General features: G+C 71.0%; 23 protein-coding genes and 1 riboswitch. Of the genes, 9 read left to right on the plus strand and 14 right to left on the minus strand.

What is annotated here, in order from left to right; all coding sequences use genetic code 11:
• Positions 1-44: 44 nt before the first annotated feature.
• From ACIG0D_RS02875 to ACIG0D_RS02900, 6 genes are all read right to left on the minus strand, one after another.
• The gene (locus tag ACIG0D_RS02875) at positions 45-1046 is read right to left on the minus strand and encodes an ABC transporter substrate-binding protein (RefSeq protein ID WP_399795871.1); all 1002 of its coding nucleotides are present in this window, start codon (positions 1044-1046) and stop codon (positions 45-47) included.
• Between the two features lie 12 nt (positions 1047-1058).
• A complete protein-coding gene (locus tag ACIG0D_RS02880) occupies positions 1059-1829 on the minus strand; it encodes an ABC transporter ATP-binding protein (protein ID WP_399795872.1) in 771 nt (256 codons plus the stop codon).
• On the minus strand, positions 1829-2869 hold the full coding sequence (locus ACIG0D_RS02885) for a FecCD family ABC transporter permease (protein WP_399795874.1): 1041 nt from the start codon (positions 2867-2869) through the stop codon (positions 1829-1831). The genes ACIG0D_RS02880 and ACIG0D_RS02885 overlap by 1 nt, the downstream gene beginning before the upstream one ends.
• Positions 2870-2928: 59 nt before the next feature.
• Positions 2929-3010: riboswitch (cobalamin riboswitch) on the minus strand.
• Positions 2996-3586 (minus strand): hypothetical protein, encoded by a 591-nt coding sequence (locus ACIG0D_RS02890; protein WP_399795875.1) that lies wholly within the window; start codon positions 3584-3586, stop codon positions 2996-2998. It overlaps the preceding riboswitch by 15 nt.
• Positions 3587-3616: 30 nt before the next feature.
• The gene (locus ACIG0D_RS02895; RefSeq protein ID WP_399795876.1) at positions 3617-3814 is read right to left on the minus strand and encodes a DUF397 domain-containing protein; all 198 of its coding nucleotides are present in this window, start codon (positions 3812-3814) and stop codon (positions 3617-3619) included.
• Positions 3796-4629 carry a helix-turn-helix transcriptional regulator gene (locus tag ACIG0D_RS02900; protein WP_399795877.1) on the minus strand — a complete coding sequence of 278 codons (834 nt, stop codon included), beginning with the start codon at positions 4627-4629 and terminating at the stop codon, positions 3796-3798. Before ACIG0D_RS02900 ends, ACIG0D_RS02895 begins: the two co-directional genes overlap by 19 nt.
• A 172-nt stretch (positions 4630-4801) precedes the next feature.
• On the opposite strand from ACIG0D_RS02900, the gene ACIG0D_RS02905 reads away from it, so the two are divergent.
• From ACIG0D_RS02905 to ACIG0D_RS02925, 5 genes are read left to right on the plus strand one after another with little or no spacing between them, the layout of a single operon-like run.
• On the plus strand, positions 4802-5026 hold the full coding sequence (locus ACIG0D_RS02905) for a hypothetical protein (protein WP_365758959.1): 225 nt from the start codon (positions 4802-4804) through the stop codon (positions 5024-5026).
• A 54-nt stretch (positions 5027-5080) separates the two neighbouring features.
• On the plus strand, positions 5081-5827 hold the full coding sequence (gene recO, locus ACIG0D_RS02910; RefSeq protein ID WP_365758962.1) for a DNA repair protein RecO: 747 nt from the start codon (positions 5081-5083) through the stop codon (positions 5825-5827).
• A 25-nt stretch (positions 5828-5852) separates the two neighbouring features.
• On the plus strand, positions 5853-6686 hold the full coding sequence (locus ACIG0D_RS02915; RefSeq protein WP_365758964.1) for an isoprenyl transferase: 834 nt from the start codon (positions 5853-5855) through the stop codon (positions 6684-6686).
• Complete coding sequence (locus tag ACIG0D_RS02920; RefSeq protein WP_399795878.1) at positions 6683-7195, plus strand: YcxB family protein; 513 nt, start codon at positions 6683-6685, stop codon at positions 7193-7195. The genes ACIG0D_RS02915 and ACIG0D_RS02920 overlap by 4 nt, the downstream gene beginning before the upstream one ends.
• Positions 7192-7542, plus strand: a complete 351-nt coding sequence (locus ACIG0D_RS02925; RefSeq protein ID WP_399795879.1) for a hypothetical protein — start codon at positions 7192-7194, stop codon at positions 7540-7542. The genes ACIG0D_RS02920 and ACIG0D_RS02925 overlap by 4 nt, the downstream gene beginning before the upstream one ends.
• A 3-nt stretch (positions 7543-7545) precedes the next feature.
• On the opposite strand, the gene ACIG0D_RS02930 is transcribed toward ACIG0D_RS02925, so the two are convergent.
• The 4 genes from ACIG0D_RS02930 to ACIG0D_RS02945 all read right to left on the minus strand — a co-directional run bounded on the left by ACIG0D_RS02930 (position 7546) and on the right by ACIG0D_RS02945 (position 10728).
• Positions 7546-7968 carry a Fur family transcriptional regulator gene (locus ACIG0D_RS02930; protein WP_399795880.1) on the minus strand — a complete coding sequence of 141 codons (423 nt, stop codon included), beginning with the start codon at positions 7966-7968 and terminating at the stop codon, positions 7546-7548.
• A 61-nt stretch (positions 7969-8029) separates the two neighbouring features.
• A complete protein-coding gene (locus tag ACIG0D_RS02935) occupies positions 8030-8932 on the minus strand; it encodes a metal ABC transporter permease (RefSeq protein WP_399795881.1) in 903 nt (300 codons plus the stop codon).
• Entirely contained in the window at positions 8932-9702 is a 771-nt protein-coding gene (locus ACIG0D_RS02940) for a metal ABC transporter ATP-binding protein (RefSeq protein WP_399796346.1), read from the minus strand. Before ACIG0D_RS02940 ends, ACIG0D_RS02935 begins: the two co-directional genes overlap by 1 nt.
• Positions 9703-9729: 27 nt before the next feature.
• Positions 9730-10728, minus strand: coding sequence for a zinc ABC transporter substrate-binding protein (locus ACIG0D_RS02945; RefSeq protein ID WP_399795882.1), 999 nt, complete (start codon positions 10726-10728; stop codon positions 9730-9732).
• A gap of 160 nt (positions 10729-10888) precedes the next feature.
• On the opposite strand from ACIG0D_RS02945, the gene ACIG0D_RS02950 reads away from it, so the two are divergent.
• The 3 genes from ACIG0D_RS02950 to ACIG0D_RS02960 all read left to right on the plus strand — a co-directional run bounded on the left by ACIG0D_RS02950 (position 10889) and on the right by ACIG0D_RS02960 (position 14097).
• Positions 10889-12271: a glycine--tRNA ligase gene (locus tag ACIG0D_RS02950; RefSeq protein ID WP_365758980.1), complete on the plus strand. Its 1383-nt coding sequence runs from the start codon at positions 10889-10891 to the stop codon at positions 12269-12271.
• Positions 12272-12460: 189 nt separating this feature from the next.
• The gene (locus ACIG0D_RS02955) at positions 12461-13474 is read left to right on the plus strand and encodes an aldo/keto reductase (protein ID WP_399795883.1); all 1014 of its coding nucleotides are present in this window, start codon (positions 12461-12463) and stop codon (positions 13472-13474) included.
• Between the two features lie 26 nt (positions 13475-13500).
• Positions 13501-14097, plus strand: a complete 597-nt coding sequence (locus tag ACIG0D_RS02960) for a TetR/AcrR family transcriptional regulator (RefSeq protein WP_399795884.1) — start codon at positions 13501-13503, stop codon at positions 14095-14097.
• A 24-nt stretch (positions 14098-14121) separates the two neighbouring features.
• Here ACIG0D_RS02960 and ACIG0D_RS02965 read toward each other — a convergent pair whose 3' ends face one another.
• The 3 genes from ACIG0D_RS02965 to ACIG0D_RS02975 are packed head-to-tail and all read right to left on the minus strand — an operon-like array spanning position 14122 to position 17442.
• Positions 14122-15009, minus strand: a complete 888-nt coding sequence (locus ACIG0D_RS02965; RefSeq protein WP_399795885.1) for a hypothetical protein — start codon at positions 15007-15009, stop codon at positions 14122-14124.
• The gene (locus ACIG0D_RS02970) at positions 15006-15950 is read right to left on the minus strand and encodes a hypothetical protein (RefSeq protein ID WP_399795886.1); all 945 of its coding nucleotides are present in this window, start codon (positions 15948-15950) and stop codon (positions 15006-15008) included. The genes ACIG0D_RS02965 and ACIG0D_RS02970 overlap by 4 nt, the downstream gene beginning before the upstream one ends.
• Before the next feature lie 52 nt (positions 15951-16002).
• Positions 16003-17442 (minus strand): MFS transporter, encoded by a 1440-nt coding sequence (locus tag ACIG0D_RS02975; protein ID WP_399795887.1) that lies wholly within the window; start codon positions 17440-17442, stop codon positions 16003-16005.
• Between the two features lie 76 nt (positions 17443-17518).
• Here ACIG0D_RS02975 and dusB point away from each other — a divergent pair, with 76 nt between their 5' ends.
• Entirely contained in the window at positions 17519-18673 is a 1155-nt protein-coding gene (gene dusB / locus ACIG0D_RS02980; RefSeq protein WP_399795888.1) for a tRNA dihydrouridine synthase DusB, read from the plus strand.
• A gap of 25 nt (positions 18674-18698) precedes the next feature.
• Here the strand turns inward: dusB and ACIG0D_RS02985 are convergent, their stop codons facing one another.
• A complete protein-coding gene (locus tag ACIG0D_RS02985; RefSeq protein ID WP_399795889.1) occupies positions 18699-20339 on the minus strand; it encodes a CDP-alcohol phosphatidyltransferase in 1641 nt (546 codons plus the stop codon).
• Positions 20340-20486: the final 147 nt, after the last annotated feature.

Below are 20486 nucleotides of genomic sequence, written 5' to 3' on the forward strand. Positions count from 1 at the left end.
CGGTTGCCGGGAGGGCGCGCCGAACTCCGGCCGCGGGACGCTCCTCAGTCCTCCCCGCCCGGCGCCACGGCCCGCAGATACGCCCCCAGCCGCGCGACGGCCGACGGATTGCGGGGGCTTTCCACCAGGTCGGCGTAGTCGAGGACGAAGACGCGGCGGTGCTTGATCGCGGAGACGTCCCTCAGCGGGGCGTGGGAGAGCAGGAAGTCCTTCTTGCGTTCGGCGCTCACGTCCCCGTAGTCGCAGATCACGATGACCTCCGGGTTCCGCTCCACGACCGTCTCCCAGCCGACCGTCAGCCAGGAGTCGGCGGCGTCGTGCAGGACGTTCACCCCGCCCGCCGCGCTGATGATCTGGTCGGGCGCGGCATAGCGGCCGGAGGTGAAGGGCTGGTCCTCGCCGCTGTCGTAGAGGAACACCCTGGGCGCGCGCTCGGGCGCCCGGGCGCGGACCTCGGCGATCCGCCGCTTGAAGTCGGCGATCAGCTGCGCGGCCCGGTCCTCGACGCCGAACAGCTTTCCGAGGTTGGCGAGATCCGCGTAGAGGGCGTCCAGCGGCGGCATGATGCCGCGTGAGGTGTCGGTACGGCCGTTGCGGCAGGACTCGGTGAGGACGTACGACGCGACACCCAGCTTCTTCAGCGCCTGCGGGGTGAACCCGGCCTCCTCGCGGAAGCCGTAGTTCCATCCGGCGAAGACGAGATCCGCGCGGGCGTCGAGCACGTTCTCCTTGGTCAGCTGGTCCTTCGACAGCCACGGCACCTTGTCGTAGCCGTCCTTCCACGGCACCCGGCTCAGGTCGCCCTTCTCGTCGGGCATGGCGAACCCGGCCATGCGGTCCTCCAGACCGAGCGCGAACATCAGCTCGGTGATGCCGACGTCGTTGGTGACGACCCGCTCCGGGACCTTGTCGTACGTGACCTTCCGGCCGCAGTTGGTGAGCGTGACCGAGCTGCCGGCCCGCGCGGACGGCTCCTGGACCTTCGCCCCGCACCCGGTGGCGAGGACGGCGAGACAGACGGCGGCGGTGACGAACGGCGTGCGCATACGACGGTTTCCTCAGGGAGTGGGGGGCAGCGGATCGAACAGCAGGCGCACGGCGCCGGTCTCGGGATGCCGTACGGGATGAGCGCGGACGCCGAACACCTCGGCGAGCAGCTCGGGCCGCAGCACGTCGTGCGGCGGGCCGGACGCGACGACGCGTCCCGCGGCCACCACGTACAGCACATCGCAGTACGCGGCGGCCAGGTTGAGATCGTGCAGCGCGGCCAGCACCGTCAGCCCGCTGCCTCGGACCAGCGACAGCACCTGGAGCTGGTGCGCGATGTCCAGGTGGTTGGTGGGCTCGTCCAGCACCAGGACCTCGGGTTGCTGGGCGAGCGCCCGTGCGATCAGCACCCGCTGCTTCTCGCCTCCGGACAGGCCCAGGAACCCGCGGTGCGCGAGATGCGCGACACCCGTGCGCTCCATCGCCGCCGCGCACACCGCGCGGTCCGTCGCCGCGGTACGCCCGCGGTGCGGCATCCGGCCCATCGCGACCACCTCGGCCACCGTGAAGTCGAACTCGGCCGGCGACTCCTGCGGCAGCGCGGCCAGCCGCCGGGCGGCGGCGCGCGGCTCCAGCGCGTGCACGTCGTCCCCGCCGGCCCGCACCACCCCACAGGCCGGCCGCAGCGCCCGGTACACGCACCTCAGCAGCGTCGACTTCCCGCTCCCGTTGGGCCCGACGAGCCCCACGAACGCCCCGGAGCCCACCGCGAGCCGGATGTCCTCCACCAGCCGCACCCCGTCGGCCGTCTCGACGGACACGCCCTCGACGTCGAGCCTCATCAGCGCCCCCCGAACGCGTAGCCGCCGCGCCGCATCAGCAGCAGGAACGCCGGCACCCCGACCACCGCCGTGATCACCCCGACCGGCAGTTCGTCCGGCGCGAGCAGCAGCCGGGACAGCACGTCCGCCCACACCAGCAGCACGGCACCGGCGAGCGGGGCGACGGCCAGCACCCGCCGGTGGTCGGCGCCGACCAGCATCCGTACGACATGCGGCACCATCAGTCCGACGAATCCGATGGCCCCGCTCACGGCGACGACGGTCCCGGTGACGGCGGCGGTGACCACGAACAGCTCCCGGCGCAGCCGCTCCGGCCGCACCCCCAGCGCGGCCGACGTCTCGTCCCCCATGGCCAGCGCGTTCAGCGGCTCCGCCCGCGCCCGCAGCCACACCCACCCGGCGGCCACCGTCACCGCCGCGATCGGCACCCGCGCCCAGGTCGCCCCGCCCAGGCTGCCCAGCAGCCACATCATCGCCGACCGCGCCGCCTCGCCGCGGGCCGCGCCGAACACCATCACCGTGGTCACGGCCTGGAAGCCGTACGCCATCGCGGTACCGGTGAGGATCAGCCGCAGCGGGGTCAGCCCGTGCGCGGCCGAGCGGGCGACGGCGTACACGAGGGCCATCGCGGCGAGCGCGGACACGAACGCGGACACCGACAGCGCCCACACCCCGAGCCCGGCGAACGCCCCCAGCAGGATCACCGCGTTGGCGCCGACGGCCGCGCCGGAGGAGATGCCGAGGACGAACGGGTCGGCGAGCGCGTTGCGCACCATCGCCTGCACCGCGACCCCCACGGTCGCGAGCCCCGCCCCGACGACGGCGGCGAGGATCACGCGGGGCAGCCGTATCTCCCACACGATGGTGTACGCGCCGGCATCACCGGCGTGTACGGTCCCCCCGCTCACCCCGGCCCACACGAACCGAAGCGCCCGCCCCCACCCCACATCGGAGGCCCCGAGCCCCACCCCGCACACCACAGAGACGACCAGCAGCGCGGACAGCCCCAGCAGGAGCGGTGGGAGGGGTGTGCGGCGCACGGCGGCGGATACCTTCTCGCAGTCCACGGCGAGCGTTGAACGGGTGTCGTGCCACCGGTGGGCGATCGGGCTCGCGCACGGGCCGTACGGCCCACGCACACACCGTTGCGGGTCAGCGCCGGACTCTCACCGGACTTCCCCCGCCGGGGGCGCGTGGAGCGTAACACCGGCGCGGGGGGCGGCTGGTTGCAGGGTGCCGATCACGGGGTCGTACGGGGTGAGCCGCGCCAGGCGCTTGATCTTCTGGCGGACGATGTGGAGAGGGATGATCCCGAACACCCCGAAGGACATGTCGATCACCGTCCACCAGAACGGGATCCCTCGGATCGGTCCGCAGATCAGCGCGAGCGGGATGATGCCGACGCAGGCGATCATGCCGAACTCGACGACCCAGACGTTGCGGACCGGGTCGCGGTACGGCCCGTAGAAGGCGACCGCGATCACCAGGTGGGCGAAGGCCAGCCAGTCGGTGCCGTAGAGGACGAACGGGTAGCGCGCGTCGACGGTGTCCAGCCCGTCCCGCACCCGCTCGATCCAGTGCATCAGCCCGGGCAACTGCTCCGGCACGGCCATCGCCCGCAATCCGCTCTCCAGCCAGCGCAGTTCATGCACCAGCGGGAAGGCCGTGACGCCGCTCAGCACCAGACAGACGATGAAGAGGACCAACCAGGCACGGATGCCCTTGAGCAGGGCGGCTCTGCCGCTCGCATCGTTCATGAGGGCAGCGTACGCCTCAGTTGAACGTGTTCAAAAGCGGGCCAACGTGCGGATGAACTCCGTCCAGGCGGACGGTCCGACGATGATCACGGGTCCGTCCGGGACCTTGCTGTCCCGGACGGGGGTGACACCGGGGACTCCGTCGGCGACCTCGACGCAGTCGCCGCCCTCGCCGTTGCTGTAGCTGCTCTTGCGCCAGCAGGCGTTGCTCAGGTCGAACTCGTGCATCGTCTGTAGTCCTCAACCGCCGACTCGATCAGGGTGAGGGACGCCGACGGCGACAGTGCGGCGACCCTCAGCAGATCGTAGGCGCGCTGTGCTCGCTTCACCACAGCCGGATCGTCCACCAAAGTCCCCGAAAACGACGTCTCTGTATAGGCGACTGGTGGCGCGTCGTCGAAGTCCATGAGCTTCAGGGAGCCGGCCATCGACGCGTGCTCCCCGGCGGTGTACGGCAGCACCGTCGCCCACAACTTCCGCTCGCGCATCAGCACGGCGATGTGTTCCAGTTGCTCGGCCATTGCCTTCGGGCCGCCCACCGGCACGCGCAGCACGTTCTCGTGGAGGGTCACCCAGTACTCAGGCCGCGCGGCGTCCTTGAGGATGTCCGCCCGTTCCAGGCGGGCCGTGACCTTTTCCTCGACGTACTCGTCCGTCACGAACGGGTTGGCCGCGACGGTGACCGCCTGCGCGTAGGCCGCCGTCTGGAGCAGGCCTGGCACCACCGTGGCCGCGAACTCGCAGATCCGTGTCGCCTGCCGCTCCAGCTCCACGACCTCAGCGAAGTACTCCGCATACCTCCGGTCATTGATGAGCTTCCTGCACAACCGCTCGAAAATACCGTCGGTTTGCAGCACCTCGTCGATCCGCTGGGCGATATCCAGCTGAGGCTTTCGAATGGCCTGCTCGAACTGACCGATATAGGCGCCGGAGACGAATACCCGCGCCCCCAACTCCACTTGGGTCATGCCCGCTTCCTCGCGGCGTCGCTTCAGCTCCGCTCCGAAGAACTCCCAGGCAGCCTGCCGTGAACCATTGGCCATGGCCAACCCCTTTACCCTGCCCCGCACTTGTAGCGCACAAGCTCCTGCCGAGTGTAGGGCCGGCGGACCATGCTGGAGAGGGAAAGAGTGAAACCCGAATACGCAGGGGAGCCACGTGGAGGCACAGCGCCGATTGCAGGAAATGCGAACCGCAAGAAAAGGCCGGAAACCAATGACACCGACGAAGCCGCCGATCGGCTCGTACGTCGTCGACACCCGTACCGGGAAGGTGGGCATCGTGATGGGCCACGAGGGACCCTACGTACAGCTGAGACCGTACGGCGGCGGCAGGGAGTGGGACGCGGACCCACGGAACGTACGCAACGCCACCCCCGCGGAGCGCCTGCGCGCGGCCACCGCGTACGCCAACGCGCGCAGCCGGGGCGAGGTCCCTTGACGCAACGCTGGCGTACCCGGCCGGGGAGCCGCGCGCGTAGGCGAGAATGGGTCCATGAGTCTGTTCCGCGACGACGGCATCGTGCTGCGCACCCAGAAGCTGGGTGAGGCGGACCGGATCATCACGTTGCTCACACGCGGTCACGGACGGGTACGCGCCGTCGCGAGAGGCGTGCGCCGGACGAAGTCGAAGTTCGGGGCGCGCCTCGAACCGTTCTCCCACGTCGACGTGCAGTTCTTCGCGCGCGGCAGCGAGCTGGTGGGGCGCGGGCTGCCGCTGTGCACACAGAGCGAGACCATCGCGCCGTACGGTGGCGCCATCGTCAGCGACTACGCCCGGTACACCGCCGGGACGGCGATGCTGGAGACCGCCGAGCGGTTCACCGACCACGAGGGCGAGCCGGCCGTGCAGCAGTATCTGCTGCTGGTCGGCGCCCTGCGCACGCTCGCCCGCGGCGAGCACGCCCCGCACCTCGTGCTCGACGCGTTCCTGCTGCGCTCCCTCGCCGTCAACGGCTACGCCCCCAGCTTCAGCGACTGCGTGAAGTGCGGGATGCCCGGTCCGAACCGCTTCTTCTCGGTGGCCTCCGGAGGCTCGGTCTGCGTGGACTGCCGGGTGCCCGGCAGTGTCGTACCCTCGCCGCGGACCCTGGAGCTGCTGGCCGCGCTGCTTACGGGAGACTGGGAGACCGCGGACGCGTGCGAGCCGCGGTATGTGCGGGAGGGCAGCGGGCTGGTGTCCGCCTATCTGCACTGGCACCTGGAGCGCGGGCTGCGTTCCCTCAGGTACGTCGAGAAGTAAGAGAAGCAAGGGAGACGAGACGCTCATGGTCGTACGCGGGTTCCTGGGGCGCCAGCGCCGCGAGTACAGGACGCCGGAGCCGCACCCGTCCGGCGCGCGGCCGCCGAAGCTCCCCGGCGAGCTGGTGCCGAACCATGTGGCGATCGTCATGGACGGCAACGGCCGCTGGGCCAAGGAGCGCGGGCTGCCGCGCACCGAGGGCCACAAGGTCGGCGCCGAGCGCGTGCTGGACGTGCTCCAGGGCGCGATCGAGATGGGCGTCGGCGCGATCTCCCTGTACGCCTTCTCCACCGAGAACTGGAAGCGCTCGCCCGACGAGGTGCGCTTCCTGATGAACTTCAACCGCGACTTCATCCGCAAGACCCGCGACCAGCTCGACGAGCTGGGCGTGCGGGTGCGCTGGGTGGGGCGGATGCCCAAGCTGTGGAAGTCGGTCGCCAAGGAGCTCCAGATCGCCCAGGAGCAGACCAAGGACAACGACCGGCTCACCCTGTACTTCTGCATGAACTACGGCGGCCGGGCCGAGATCGCCGACGCGGCGCAGGCCATCGCCGAGGACGTGAAGGCCGGACGGCTCGACCCGTCGAAGGTGACCGAGAAGACCGTCCAGAAGTACCTGTACTACCCGGACATGCCGGACGTCGACCTGTTCCTGCGCCCGAGCGGCGAGCAGCGCACCTCCAACTACCTGCTGTGGCAGAGCGCGTACGCCGAGATGGTCTTCCAGGACGTGCTGTGGCCCGACTTCGACCGCCGTGACCTGTGGCGCGCCTGCCTGGAGTTCGCCTCCCGCGACCGCCGCTTCGGCGGAGCCATCCCGAACGAGGAGCTGCTGGCCATGGAGGGCAAGCAGAGTTGAGCCAGGACGTGCACGGCGCAGGCACCGTCGTCGAGCTGGCCTACCGGCCCACCCGGTCCGACATCGTCGTGGGTATCCGTACGCGCGACCGGGTGCGGAGGATCGCGCTGGTGCGCGGGGTGTTCACCGCGCTGTTCGCCGTCGTCGTGGTGCTCGGCGCGGTCGGCGGCGCCGGTGCGCTCTCGCTGGTGCTGTACACCGTCTGTGCGGCGGTGATCTGGGGTACTCCGTACCTTCAGGCCAACCATGTCTTCCGCACGGTGTCCTGGCAGGGCGAGTACCGCGCCACGGTCGGCGCCGAGGGCGTCACGACGCGCAGCGATCATGCCTCGCTGGAGCAGCGGTGGTCCATGTTCCGCGGGTTCCGCGAGCGCCGGGACCACTTCGTGCTGCTCAGCCGGGACCCGGGCATCCTCGTCGTGGAGATGCTGCCCAAGCGGGGGCTGGGCTCCGAGGCCGACGTGGACCGGCTGCGCGCCCTGCTCGCGCGGCATCTGCCGGCCGTATGAGGGTGGCCCGCGGGTGCGCGGCGGCCGTCGTGTTCGCGTTCGCCGCGCTGGTCGTGCTGTTCTCCTTCGGCGGCACGGTGGAGATGGAGTCGTTCCCGGGGCTGCACGACAACATGGCCCCGGTGGTCGTCGGGATGCTGGTGTTCGCCGCGCTGGTCGCCGCGGGCGGCGTCGCACTGGCCGGCGTGCGGTCGTACGCGGGATGGATCGCCGCCGCCTGTCTTCTGGCCCTCATGGCGCTGCGGATGTGGACGCTCGCGCCGATGCTGCACTGCTGGTCCTACGACAGTGTGGGACGCCACGACGGCGCCTATCACTGCGTCAACCGCAACGCCATGCGGTTCTGAGGGTCACTCCTCGTCGGCCGCGTGGGCGCAGTCGGCGCAGGTGCCGAAGATCTCCACCGTGTGCGCCACGTTCACATAGCCGTGCTCGGCCGCGATCGCGTCCGCCCACTTCTCCACGGCCGGACCCTCGACCTCGACCGCCTTGCCGCAGACGCGGCAGACCAGGTGGTGGTGGTGCTCGCCGGTGGAGCAGCGGCGGTAGACGGCCTCGCCGTCGGAGGTGCGCAGCACGTCGACCTCGCCGGCCTCGGCGAGGGACTGGAGGGTGCGGTAGACCGTGGTGAGTCCGACGGAGTCGCCCTTGTGCTTGAGCATGTCGTGCAGGTCCTGCGCGCTGCGGAACTCGTCGACTTCGTCGAGGGCTGCCGCCACGGCGGCACGCTGCCTGGTGGCGCGGCCCTTCACGGGCGGTCCAGCGGTCGTCACCGGTTGCCTCCTCACGTCTTGCTGCGGTCCGGGCCATTGTGCCAGCCCGGACCGACAGCGGTCAGACGCCGACCTCGTCGTCGGTCCGGCGGCCGGCCGGAATCGCGCACTCCACCGGGTCCCCCGAGGGCTGCGCGGCGGCCAGCGCCCGGGCCCGGCGCCGGGCCAGCGGGGTCGCCAGCGCGGTCAGCACCACGAACGCGCCGATGGTCAGCAGCACGATCGTCGCGCCGGGCGGAACGTCCTGGTAGTACGAGGTCACCGTGCCGCCGAGGGTCACGGCCACCCCGATCGCCACCGCGATCGCGAAGGTCGCGGCGAAGCTGCGGGTGAGCTGCTGGGCGGCGGCCACCGGGACCACCATCAGCGCGGACACCAGCAGCAGGCCGACCACGCGCATCGCGACCGTGACGGTCACGGCCGCGGTGATCGCCGTCAGCAGGTTCAGGACCCGCACCGGCAGGCCGGTGACCCGGGCGAACTCCTCGTCCTGGCTGACCGCGAAGAGCTGGCGGCGCAGCCCCAGGGTGACCAGCATCACGAACGCCGCCAGGAGGCAGATCGCCGTCACGTCCGACTCCGAGACCGTCGACAGCGAACCGAAGAGGTACGAGGTCAGGTTGGCGTTGGAGCCCGTCGGCGCGAGGTTGATGAACATCACACCACCGGCCATGCCGCCGTAGAACAGCATCGCGAGCGCGATGTCGCCGCGGGTCTTGCCGTACCAGCGGATCAGCTCCATCAGGACCGCGCCGAGGACGGAGACCAGGGTCGCCATCCACACCGGGGACCAGGACAGCAGGAAGCCGAGGCCGACGCCGGTCATCGCCACGTGGCCGATGCCGTCGCCCATCAGGGCCTGGCGGCGCTGCACCAGGTAGATGCCGACCGCGGGCGCCGTGATTCCGACCAGGACGGCGGCGAGCAGGGCTCGCTGCATGAAGTCGTAGTTCAGGATTTCCATCAGCTCAGCAGTCCCGTCCGGATCGGTTCGGCGTCGTGAGCCGCGTGCGGATGGACGTGGTCGTGGCCGGGCAGCGCGTGCTGGCCGACCGCCTTCGGGGGCGGGCCGTCGTGCAGCACACAGCCGTCGCGCAGGACGACCGCCCGGTCGATCAGGGGCTCCAGCGGGCCCAGTTCGTGCAGCACGAGCAGCACGGTCGCGCCCTGGGCGACCTGCTCGCGCAGCGTCGCGGCCAGCACTTCCTGGCTGGCGAGGTCCACGCCCGCCATCGGCTCGTCCATGATCAGCAGCTCCGGGTCGGCGGCGAGCGCGCGGGCGATCAGCACCCGCTGGTGCTGGCCGCCGGAGAGCGCGTTCACCGAGTCCCCGGCCCGGTCCGCCATGCCGACCAGCTCCAGCGCCCGGCGGACGGCGTCGCGGTCGGCCTTGCGGAAGACGCCGAAGCGGGTGCGGGACAGGCGGCCGGAGGAGACCACCTCCTGCACGGTGGCGGGCACCCCGCCCGCGGCGGTCGTGCGCTGCGGGACGTAGCCGACCCGCGCCCAGTCCTTGAAGCGCCGGCGCTCCGTGCCGAACAGCTCGATCTCGCCGGCGCTCACCGGCACCTGACCGATGACGGTGCGCACGGCCGTCGACTTGCCGGAGCCGTTCGCGCCGAGCAGCGCGACGACCTCACCGCGGGACACGGTGAGGTCGATACCGCGCAGGACGGGGCGCGAGCCCAGCTCGGCGCGTACGCCGCGCAGGGATATGACGGGCTCGCTCACAATGTGGCCTCCGTAACGATCAGTTCGCGATCACTTGGCGCCGAGGGCCGTCTTCAGCGCGGTGAGGTTGGACTCCATGACCTGGAAGTAGTCGTCGCCCTTGGACCTGTCGGTGATGCCCTCGAGCGGGTCGAGCACGTCGGTCTTCAGGCCGGCGTCCTTCGCGAGTGTCTTCGCGGTCTTGTCACTCACCAGTGTCTCGTAGAAGACGGTGGTCACGCCGTCGGCCTTGGCCTCCTCCTGGAGCTCCTTGATCCGGGCGGGGCTCGGCTCGGAGTCCGGGTCGAGGCCGTTGATGGCCTCCTGGGTCAGGCCGTAGCGCTCGGCGAGGTAGCCGAAGGCGGCGTGGTTGGTGAAGAAGACCTTGGTCTTGGTGTCCTTCAGTCCGTCCTCGAACTTCGTGTCGAGGCCGTTGAGCTTGGCGACCAGCGCGTCGGTGTTCTTCTTGTAGTCGGCGGCGTGGTCCGGGTCGGCCTTCTCGAAGGCGGCGCCGACGCCCTTGGCGACCTCGGCGTACTTCACCGGGTCGAGCCAGAGGTGCGGGTCGAGGGCGTGCTCCTCCTCCTCGGAGTGCTCGCCGGAGGGTTCCTCGGAGTGCGCCTCTTCCCCGGCGTGCTCCTCGCCCTCGTGACCGTGCTCGTGGTCGTGCTCGACGCTGCCGTGGTCCTCCAGCTTCGTGAGGGTGGTGGCGTCGATCTTGGTCTTCACGCCGGCCTGGGCGACGGCCTCGTCGACGGCGGGCTGGAGGGTCTTGAGGTAGAGGACCGCGTCGGCTTCCTGGAGCTGGGCCGTCTGCTTGGTGGAGAGCTCCAGGTCGTGCGGTTCCTGACCGGGCTCGGTGAGGGTGGTGACGTTCACGTGGTCCCCGCCGATCTGCTCGGCGAGGAACTGCATCGGGTAGAACGACGCGACGACATCGAACTTGTCCGTGTTGCCCGCGTTCGCGGAGTCGCTGGAGCAGGCGGTCAGGGCAGCGAGACCCAGGGCGGTCACCGCTGCGGTGGGTATGAGGTGTCGTCGTACGTTCATGAGAGTCATTTTCAACAAAAGTGGAAACCGTTGTCAACAAACGGCCGCCTGCGGCATGAGGGGATCCCGATTTGGTTCAGGGGGAGTGCACGCCGGTAACCTGAAGCATTCGCTGGAAGCATCTCGCTTCGTCGCCCGTCGTCGTAATGAAGAGAGCACCGTGGCCGCCGACAAGATCGACACCATCGTCAGCCTGAGCAAGCGCCGTGGCTTCGTTTTCCCGTGTAGTGAGATCTACGGCGGCCAGCGTGCCGCCTGGGACTACGGGCCGCTGGGTGTCGAGCTCAAGGAGAACATCAAGCGCCAGTGGTGGCGCTACATGGTGACGTCGCGCGAGGACGTCGTCGGTATCGACTCGTCCGTGATCCTCGCCCCCGAGGTCTGGGTCGCCTCCGGCCATGTCGCCACCTTCACCGACCCGCTCACCGAGTGCACCTCCTGCCACAAGCGGTACCGCGCGGACCACCTGGAGGAGGCGTACGAGGAGAAGAAGGGCCGGGTCCCGGAGAACGGCCTCGCCGACATCAACTGCCCGAACTGCGGCACCAAGGGCCAGTTCACCGAGCCCAAGCAGTTCTCGGGTCTCCTCTCCACCCACCTCGGCCCGACCCAGGACTCCGGCTCCGTCGCCTACCTGCGTCCCGAGACCGCCCAGGGCATCTTCACCAACTTCGCCCTGGTGCACACCGCTTCGCGCAAGAAGCCGCCGTTCGGCATCGCCCAGATGGGCAAGTCGTTCCGCAACGAGATCACGCCGGGCAACTTCATCTTCCGCACCCGCGAGTTCGAGCAGATGGAGATGGAGTTCTTCGTCAAGCCCGGCGAGGACGAGAAGTGGCACGAGTACTGGATGGAGCAGCGCTGGAACTGGTACACCGGCCTGGGTCTCCGTGAGGAGAACATGCGCTGGTACGAGCACCCCAAGGAGAAGCTCTCCCACTACTCCAAGCGCACCGCCGACATCGAGTACCGCTTCCAGTTCGGCGGCAGCGAGTGGGGCGAGCTCGAGGGTGTCGCCAACCGCACCGACTACGACCTCACCGCGCACTCCAAGGCCTCCGGCCAGGACCTGGCCTACTACGACCAGGAGGCCGGCGAGCGCTGGACGCCGTACGTCATCGAGCCCGCGGCCGGTGTCGGCCGCACCATGCTGGCCTTCCTCCTCGACGCGTACGTCGAGGACGAGGCGCCCAACGCCAAGGGCAAGATGGAGAAGCGCACCGTGCTGCGCCTGGACCACCGCCTCGCCCCGGTGAAGGCGGCCGTCCTCCCGCTGTCCCGCAACGCGGAGCTGTCCCCGAAGGCCAAGGGCCTCGCCCAGGCGCTGCGCCAGCACTGGAACATCGAGTTCGACGACGCCGGCGCCATCGGCCGCCGCTACCGCCGCCAGGACGAGATCGGTACGCCGTACTGCGTGACCGTCGACTTCGACACGCTGGACGACAACGCGGTGACCGTCCGTGAGCGGGACTCGATGAAGCAGGAGCGGGTCTCCCTGGACCAGATCGAGGGCTACCTGGCGGCTCGCCTGATCGGCTGCTAGTCGTCGCCTGAATCGCCGCACAGTTCCCCGCGCCCCTGGAGGGCGCGGGGAACTTTTGTTTTTCCGCGCCGGGATACGAGGTCGGCGCAGGTGAGGGCTGGGGCAAGGAGCTGCGGTGACCGTTCTGCGGTGACGGTTGACAGCTGACAGATATTGAAATCTGTCAGCTGTCATGTCACTCTTGGGTGCATGACGACGAACCAGACCCGCACCCTCGGAACCACCGGCCCCCAGGTCTCCGCCCTCGGTCTCGGCTGCATGGGCATGTCCGCGCTGTACGGCGAAGCCGACCGCGCCGAGTCGATCGCGACCATCCACGCGGCCCTCGAAGCGGGCGTCACCCTGCTCGACACCGGCGACTTCTACGGCATGGGCCACAACGAGCTGCTGATCGGCGAGGCGCTGCGCTCCGCGCCCCCGGCCCGCCGCGAACAGGCCCTGGTCAGCGTGAAGTTCGGCGCCCTGCGCGGCCCGGACGGCGACTGGCTCGGCTACGACGGCCGGCCCGAGGCCGTGAAGAACTTCGCCGCGTACTCGCTCCAGCGCCTCGGCGTCGACCACATCGACATCTACCGACCCGCCCGGCTCGACCCGAACGTCCCCATCGAGGAGACGGTCGGCGCGATCGCCGAACTCGTCGAGCAGGGGTACGTCCGGCACATCGGCCTCAGCGAGGTCGGCGCCGACACCCTGCGCAAGGCCGCCGCCACCGCGCCGATCACGGACCTCCAGATCGAGTACGCCCTGATCACGCGGGGCATCGAGAAGGAGATCCTGCCGACCGCCCGGGAACTGGGCATCGGCATCACCGCGTACGGTGTCCTCTCGCGCGGCCTGATCTCCGGCCACTTCACCGCCGACCGGCAGCTCGCCGGGAACGACTTCCGCGCCCACTCGCCCCGCTTCCAGGGCGACAACCTCCGGCACAACCTGCGGCTGGTGGACGAGCTGAGGAAGATCGCCGAACGCAAGGACGTGTCCGTGGCGCAGATCGCCATCGCCTGGGTGCTGTCGCGGGGCGAGGACATCGTGCCGCTCGTCGGCGCCCGCCGCCGCGACCGGCTGGCGGAGGCCCTCGGCGCGCTCGACGTGACGCTGGACGCGGCCGACCTCGCGGCGATCGAGGACGCCGTACCGGCGGACGCGGCGGCCGGCGACCGCTATGCCGCGGCCCAGATGGCACACCTCGACAGCGAGCGGTGATCCGCCCGCCCGGTACCGTCTAGGACATGGCCCCGACCAGCGAGACCCTGACCGCCGAGCGCATCCTCGAAGCGACCGAGGAGGTGCTGCGCCGCCACGGCCCGGCGAAGGCCACCGTGGTCGACGTGGCCCGCGCGCTCGGCGTCAGCCACGGCAGCGTGTACCGGCACTTCCGCACCAAGGCGGCCCTGCGCGAAGCCGTGACGAAACGCTGGCTGGACCGCACGTCGGAGGAGCTGGCCGGCATCGTCGCCGAGCGGGACCGCGACCCGGAGCAGCGGCTGCGCGCCTGGCTGCGGACCCTGTTCGACGCCAAGCGCCGCAAGGCGGGCCACGACCCGGAGCTGTTCGCCACGTACATGGTCCTCACCCGGGAGAGCGGCGAGGCGGTCCCCGAGCACATCGCCGACCTCACCGGCCAGCTGACGGACATCGTCCGCGCCGGCCTCGACGCGGGCACCTTCACCGCCGCCGACCCGGCCGCCACCGCCCGCGCGGTCTTCCAGGCCACCGGCCGCTTCCACGACCCCTGCTACGCCAAGGAATGGGAGCAGCCCGGCGTCGAGGAGGAGTTCGAGGCGGTGGTGGAGCTGGTGGTGCGGGGGCTGCGGGCGCGGACCTGAGCCCCCCGGGTCCCGGGAGCCCGGCTACGGCACGAGCCGGACCCGGATGTCCTTCTCGTACGGCAGCACGATCGTCGCGTCCCGGCCGCGCCGCCACTCGGGCGGCACCAGGAACAGCCGCCCGCCGGACGCCAGCAGCAGCCGGAACCCCCGGTAGCGGTGACGGTACGTCCGCGCCTCCTCCCCGGACGTGCCGAGCCGGGACGCGGTCACCCCCCTGGGCGGGTCGTCCAGCGGCTCCTTCGTCTCGACGACGACCTCGGGGCGGTCCTCCAGACCGGCCGCGTCCTCCTCGCCCCGGCCCGTGCCGTACGCCCAGGCCAGCTGCGTGGACGCCCAGACCAGCCCGGCGACGAAGAGGGCGATGACGCCCATCGCGCCGTTCCGGGCCAGCCGCTGCGGGAGCAGCGGGTGCCCGCGTCGCTGCCCGTGGATCCAGACGCCGTACGCCACCGCCGCCGGGCCGAACGCCAGCGACAGCGGGGTGGCGCCGATGACCACACTGACCTCGGGGCCCTGCACGAAGATGCCGATGAGCGCCCTGGCGATCAGCAGGACGCCGACCAGCACGAAGCCGTACGCGACGAAGGCCGTCACGTCCGACGCGCCGTCCCCCTGGCCGGGCCGGTCGCGGGAGAGCAGCCACAGGACGAGGGAGTGGATCGCGACGATCGCGAGCAGGCCGAGGAAGAGCATCGCCGCGGGCACGAAGACGACCTCCAGGCCGTCCAGCATCATGTCCTGGTTGGTCCGGCCGGTCATGTCCACCGGGACGCCGAAGTACTCGTACCGGGCGCGGGTGGCGACGTACCCGAAGTAGATCAGCAACGCGGTCGCCAGCGTGGCCGGCCCCAACGCCTCGGCGACCTGCCGGACACGGGTGGAGACGGCCGGGGTGGACTCGGTGGTCATTCCAGGCCCGGGGAGAGGGACGAGGGTGGGCTGACGGGGGAGGTGTCCGGGGAGGTCTCGGGCTGGGGGTCGTCGCCCCGGTGGTCGTACGCCGTGGGGAGTGGCTCGGACTTTCCATAGATCACGACGGGATCCTGTGGCGTGGGCGGCCGGTCGCCCCAGGCGGCCCGTGGGTCGTTGCATGGATCGATCTCGGCGTTGTCGCACAGGAAGCTGTAGTGAGCCACTGCCTCGATCGTGTACAGCCCGGTGGGGGCGCCGGGAGCGGCGACGGCCCCGGCCGTGCACCGCCCGTCCGCGGCCAGCCGGCGGCCGACGCAGGCCGGATCCGACACACCCGGACCGCCCTGGTCGTTGCCCTTGAAGCAGTGCGCGGTGTCGGGCGAGATCGCCGGCGTCGTTGTCACCGGTGTCTCGACCGGCTCGAACTGCGCCACGGTGAAGGTGACGTTCTCGATGGTCACGGGGATGGTTCTGTCGTTCATGATCGTGACACAGCCGAAGCCGCGGGCGTCGCCGTCGATGCGCAGGCCCCCCAGCTCGATGGACCGCCGGCCGCCGCCGTCCCCGCCGTCTCCGCCGCCGTCCCCACCGCCGTCCCCGCCGTCCCCGCCGTCTCCGCCACCGTCCCCACCGCCGTCCCCGCCGCCGTCTCCGCCCCCGTCGCCACCGCCGTCTCCGCCCCCGTCGCCACCGCCGTCGCCGTTCCCGGTGCGACCGCCGTCGGCTCCCGTCTCGCCCCCCGTACCGCCGCCGTCCGTGCCGGTCTCCCTGCCGTTCCCCGTCTCGGCGGCGCCGTTCGTCCGCTCGCCCGCCGTCCGCTCGCCGGACGTGCTCTCCCCGCCGGTGGTGGCGCTGCGCACCAACCAGACGATGCCGAGCACCGCCACCAGGCCGAGGACCGCCGCGAGGACGCCGATGCGGATACGTGAAGGGGGCATATTCGGAGGATATGGGGATCTTTCGCCCGCTACCTCCCGGGTTACTCCCCCCTCAGCCGCGCACCGCCTCGCGGACCTCCCCGGCCTCCAGTCGCGCGGCCGTGTGCTCGGCGGTGCGCCGGGCCCAGGGGCCGGTGGTCAGCAGGCCGAGCACCAGGACCGCCGCCCCGCACCCCACGAGGATCCACCACCCGGGAACGGCCGCGGAGACGAAGGTGTCCCGGTAGCCGGCGGAGCCGATCCCCGCCGCCAGGACCGCGCCGACGACCGCGACGCCCAGCGTCTGCCCGAGCTGCCGGCTGGTGGAGGCCACCGCCGCGGCCACCCCGGCCTGGGCGCGCGGCATCCCGGAGACCGCCGTGTTGGTGATCGGCGCGTTGACCATGCCGAAGCCGACGCCGAAGAGCACGTATCCGGTGAGGAGCCCCGCGTTGGAGGTCTCCGCCTCGAACGCGGCGAACAGCACCGCGCTCGCGGTCATCGCGACCCCCGCGAGGAGGAGCGGAAGACGCGGACCCCGGCTGCCGACCAGGCGGCCGGACAGGGGCGCGCACAGGAACGTCGGTACGGCCATGGGCAGCATCCACAGGCCCGCGTGCAGGGCGTCGAGGCCGCGCACGTTCTGGAGGTACAGCGTGGAGAGGAACAGGAAGCCGCCCAGCGCGGCGAACGCGGCGATCGCGATCACCGTGGCCCCGCTGAACGGTGCCGACCGGAAGAAGCGCAGGTCGATCAGCGGTTCGGTGCGCCGGGGCTCGTAGACCAGCAGGCCCAGCAGCGCCGCTGCCGCCACCGCCGCGAACGGCAGGACCGCCGCGAGCCCGGCCGCGGGCGCCTCGATGATGGCGTACGTCAGGCCGCCGAAGAGGAGGATGACCAGCAACTGGCCGAGGGGGTCGGCGCGGCGGGCCTTGGCGGCGCGGGACTCGGGGACGTACCGGAAGGTGAGCAGCAGGGCGGCCAGTCCCACCGGCAGGTTGATCCAGAAGATGGCCCGCCAGCCGACCGACTCGACGAGGAGTCCGCCCACCAGGGGACCCGCGGCCATCGAGATGCCGACCACCGCGCCCCAGACGCCGATCGCTCGGGCCCGCTCCCGGGGGTCCGTGAAGGTGTTGGTGATGATCGACATGGCGACCGGGTTCAGCATCGAGCCGCCCACCGCCTGGACCATGCGGAAGATCACCAGAGTGTCCAGGTCCGGCGCCACCGAGCAGAGCGCCGAGCCGATGGTGAAGACGATCAGGCCCGCCATGAAGACGCGCTTGCGGCCGATCCGGTCGGCCGTGGAGCCCGCGAGCATCAGCAGGGACGCGAGGACGAGGGTGTAGGCGTCGATCGTCCACTGGAGTCCGGACGTGGTGGCGTCCAGGTCGTCCTGCATGGAGGGGAGCGCCACGTTCAGCACGGTGTTGTCGAGGCTCACGATCAGCAGGCTCATGCAGCAGATCGCGAGGACGAGCAGACGTCGGCGAGGGCTGAGCTCGGGCATGGGCCCATCGTACTCGATTTCGATAGTGCGGCTAACTAATGAATTTTACCCGTTCATTGCGCTGCACAATGGAGGAATGTCCACGCCCACACAGCCGCCCGCGCAGCCGCTCCGGATCGGTCCCCACACCGTCCAGCCGCCCGTCGTCCTGGCCCCCATGGCCGGCATCACCAACGCGCCCTTCCGCACCCTGTGCCGGGAGTTCAGCGGCGGCAAGGGACTGTTCGTCAGCGAGATGATCACCACCCGGGCACTGGTCGAACGCAACGAGAAGACCATGCAGCTGGTCACCTTCGACCCCACCGAGCAGCCCCGCTCCATCCAGCTGTACGGCGTGGACCCGGTCACCGTCGGCAAGGCCGTCCGCATGATCGCGGAGGAGGACCTGGCCGACCACATCGACCTCAACTTCGGCTGCCCCGTCCCCAAGGTGACCAGGAAGGGCGGCGGCTCGGCCCTGCCCTACAAGCGCAACCTGCTGCGCGCCATCCTCCGCGAGGCCGTCGCCGGTGCCGGGGACCTGCCCGTCACCATGAAGATGCGCAAGGGCATCGACGACGACCACATCACCTACCTCGACGCCGGCCGGATCGCCGTCGAGGAGGGCGTCACCGCCATCGCCCTGCACGGCCGCACCGCCGCCCAGCACTACGGCGGCACCGCCGACTGGGACGCCATCGCCCGGCTGAAGGAGCACGTCCCGGAGATCCCGGTGCTCGGCAACGGCGACATCTGGTCCGCCCAGGACGCGGTGCGGATGGTTCGCGAGACCGGCTGCGACGGCGTCGTCGTCGGGCGCGGCTGCCTGGGCCGGCCGTGGCTGTTCTCCGACCTCGTCGCCGCCTTCGAGGGCCGCCCCGAGGACATCGCCCGCCCCACCCTGCGCGAGGTCGCCGACGTCATGGTCCGGCACGCCCGGCTGCTCGGCGAGTGGATCGGCGACGAGTCGAAGGGCGTCGTCGACTTCCGCAAGCACGTCGCCTGGTACCTCAAGGGCTTCGCCGTCGGCTCCGAGATGCGCAAGCGGCTCGCCGTCACCTCCTCCCTGGAGGAGCTGCGCGCCGGGCTCGACGAGCTGGACCTCGACCAGCCCTGGCCGGCCGGCGCCGACGGCCCGCGCGGGCGTACGTCCGGCAACAACCGGGTCGTGCTGCCCGACGGCTGGCTGAAGGACCCGTACGACTGCGCGGGGATCGGCGAGGACGCGGAGCTGGACACCTCCGGCGGCTGACCGGCCTTCCTCCCCGACCCGCTGGTCAGCCCTTCTTCCGCGAGGGCGTGGAGCCGTACGCGGTGAGGAAGCGGTCCCGGAACGCGTCCATCTTCCACACGGGCGCGTCCCGGGCGGGCTCCAGCCCGTCCGACCAGCCCCAGCCGTCGATCCTCCCCAGCACCTCCGGGTCCTTGGCGACGATCGTCACCGGCACGTCCCGGCTCGCGCCCTCGCCGCTGACCCGGGCGATCGGCTGGTGGTCGCCGAGGAAGACGAGCACGGTGTCCTCGCCGCCGTAGCGCCGCAGCCACTGGGCGAGGCTGGTCACCGAGTACTCCACCGACTTGCCGTACTCCTCCTTCGAGCGGGCCGGACTGGCCACCACGTCCGCCGGATCGGCACCCCGCTCCTCGATCTCCTCGAAGATCCGCCCGTCGCCCAGCTCGTCCCAGCCGACCAGCTCCGGGATCGGCGCCCACGGCTGGTGGCTGGAGGTGAGGATGACCTCCGCCATCAGCGGCTTGTCCCCCTCCTTGCCGTGCTCCAGCCGCTGGAACGCCTCCAGCGCGTACTGGTCCGGCATCGTCGACCAGCTGAACTTCGGCCCGCGATAGCCGAGTCGGAAGGCGTCGTAGACCTTGTCGAGTCCGTAGAACTCCGCCTCCGGCCAGGCCTTCTGCACGCCCGGCATGACCCCGACCGTCCGCCACGCGCCCGTCTTGCGGAACGCCTTCGTCAGGCTGAGATGGTCGCCGGAGGTGACCGTGCGATACCGCTGCTGGTTGTCGATCCACAGGCCCGACAGGAACGTGGAGTGGCCGAGCCAGCTGCTGCCCCCGTACGTCGCCGAGGTCAGCCAGCCGCTCTTCGCCCGGAACCCCGCCTTCTCCAGCGCCCGCGTCTCCCTCTCCAGGGTGCGGTGGACGCCCGGGCGGATCGCCGGGTCCTCGATGGCGCTGCGGCCGTAGCTCTCGATGAACGTGAAGATGACGTCCTTGCCGCGCAGGTCGGGGACCAGCTGTCCGGGCGGTGTCGCGCCGAACGCGTCCGCCTTCGCCTCCCGCGCGAACGCCGCCTCGTCCCGCAGGGTGGCCCGCACCCGCTCCGTCTGGGTCCGCACCGCCGCCGACGCGTGATCCGCGGCCACCGGCACCCCCGCCACCTGCACGCCCAGCGCCGCGGTCGTCGTCCACACGACGGCCGCGGCGAGCGTCGACCGGACGGCGACCGTGCGATGCCGGGCCAGCACCTCGCCCAGCCGGACCGCGGCCAGCGCGAGCAGCGCGCCCAGCAGCAGCACCAGGACGACCGCCCCGGCCGTCAGCCCGAACGCGCCCGCCCGGCCCATCGTGTCCCCGGCGTACGACTGGGCGTCGTCGAGGAGTTCCCAGTCCAGGACCAGGTTGAAGCCCCGGCCCAGATACTCGTGGAACCCCATGTCGAGCAGGTTCAGCACCGTCAGCGCGGCCAGCGCCAGCCCACCCAGGGCCGCCACCACCACCCGGGGCCGCCGCGGCAGCGCCAGCAGCAGCGCCGCCCCGACGACCGCCTCCACCGGTATCCGTACGAACGTCCCCGCCCTCACCGCGCCCACCGTGTTCGGCAGCAGCAGGGCGGCGAGGACCAGCACGGCGGACAACACGGTGAGCGTCCGGCTCAGCACACGCACGGCCGTGGGAGACACCGGGGTCCTTCCGTACGGAACACATCTGACGGCGGACCCGGCGTGGGGGAACGGGTCCGCCGCCGTTACATACGGCCGGACCCGGCCCCTTGTTCAACCCAGGGCGCGGACAGGTCTTTTCAGGGGTGCGGGGCCGTATCGATATGC

The organism is Streptomyces sp. NPDC052773, from assembly GCF_044547145.1.
Lineage (GTDB): Bacteria > Actinomycetota > Actinomycetes > Streptomycetales > Streptomycetaceae > Streptomyces.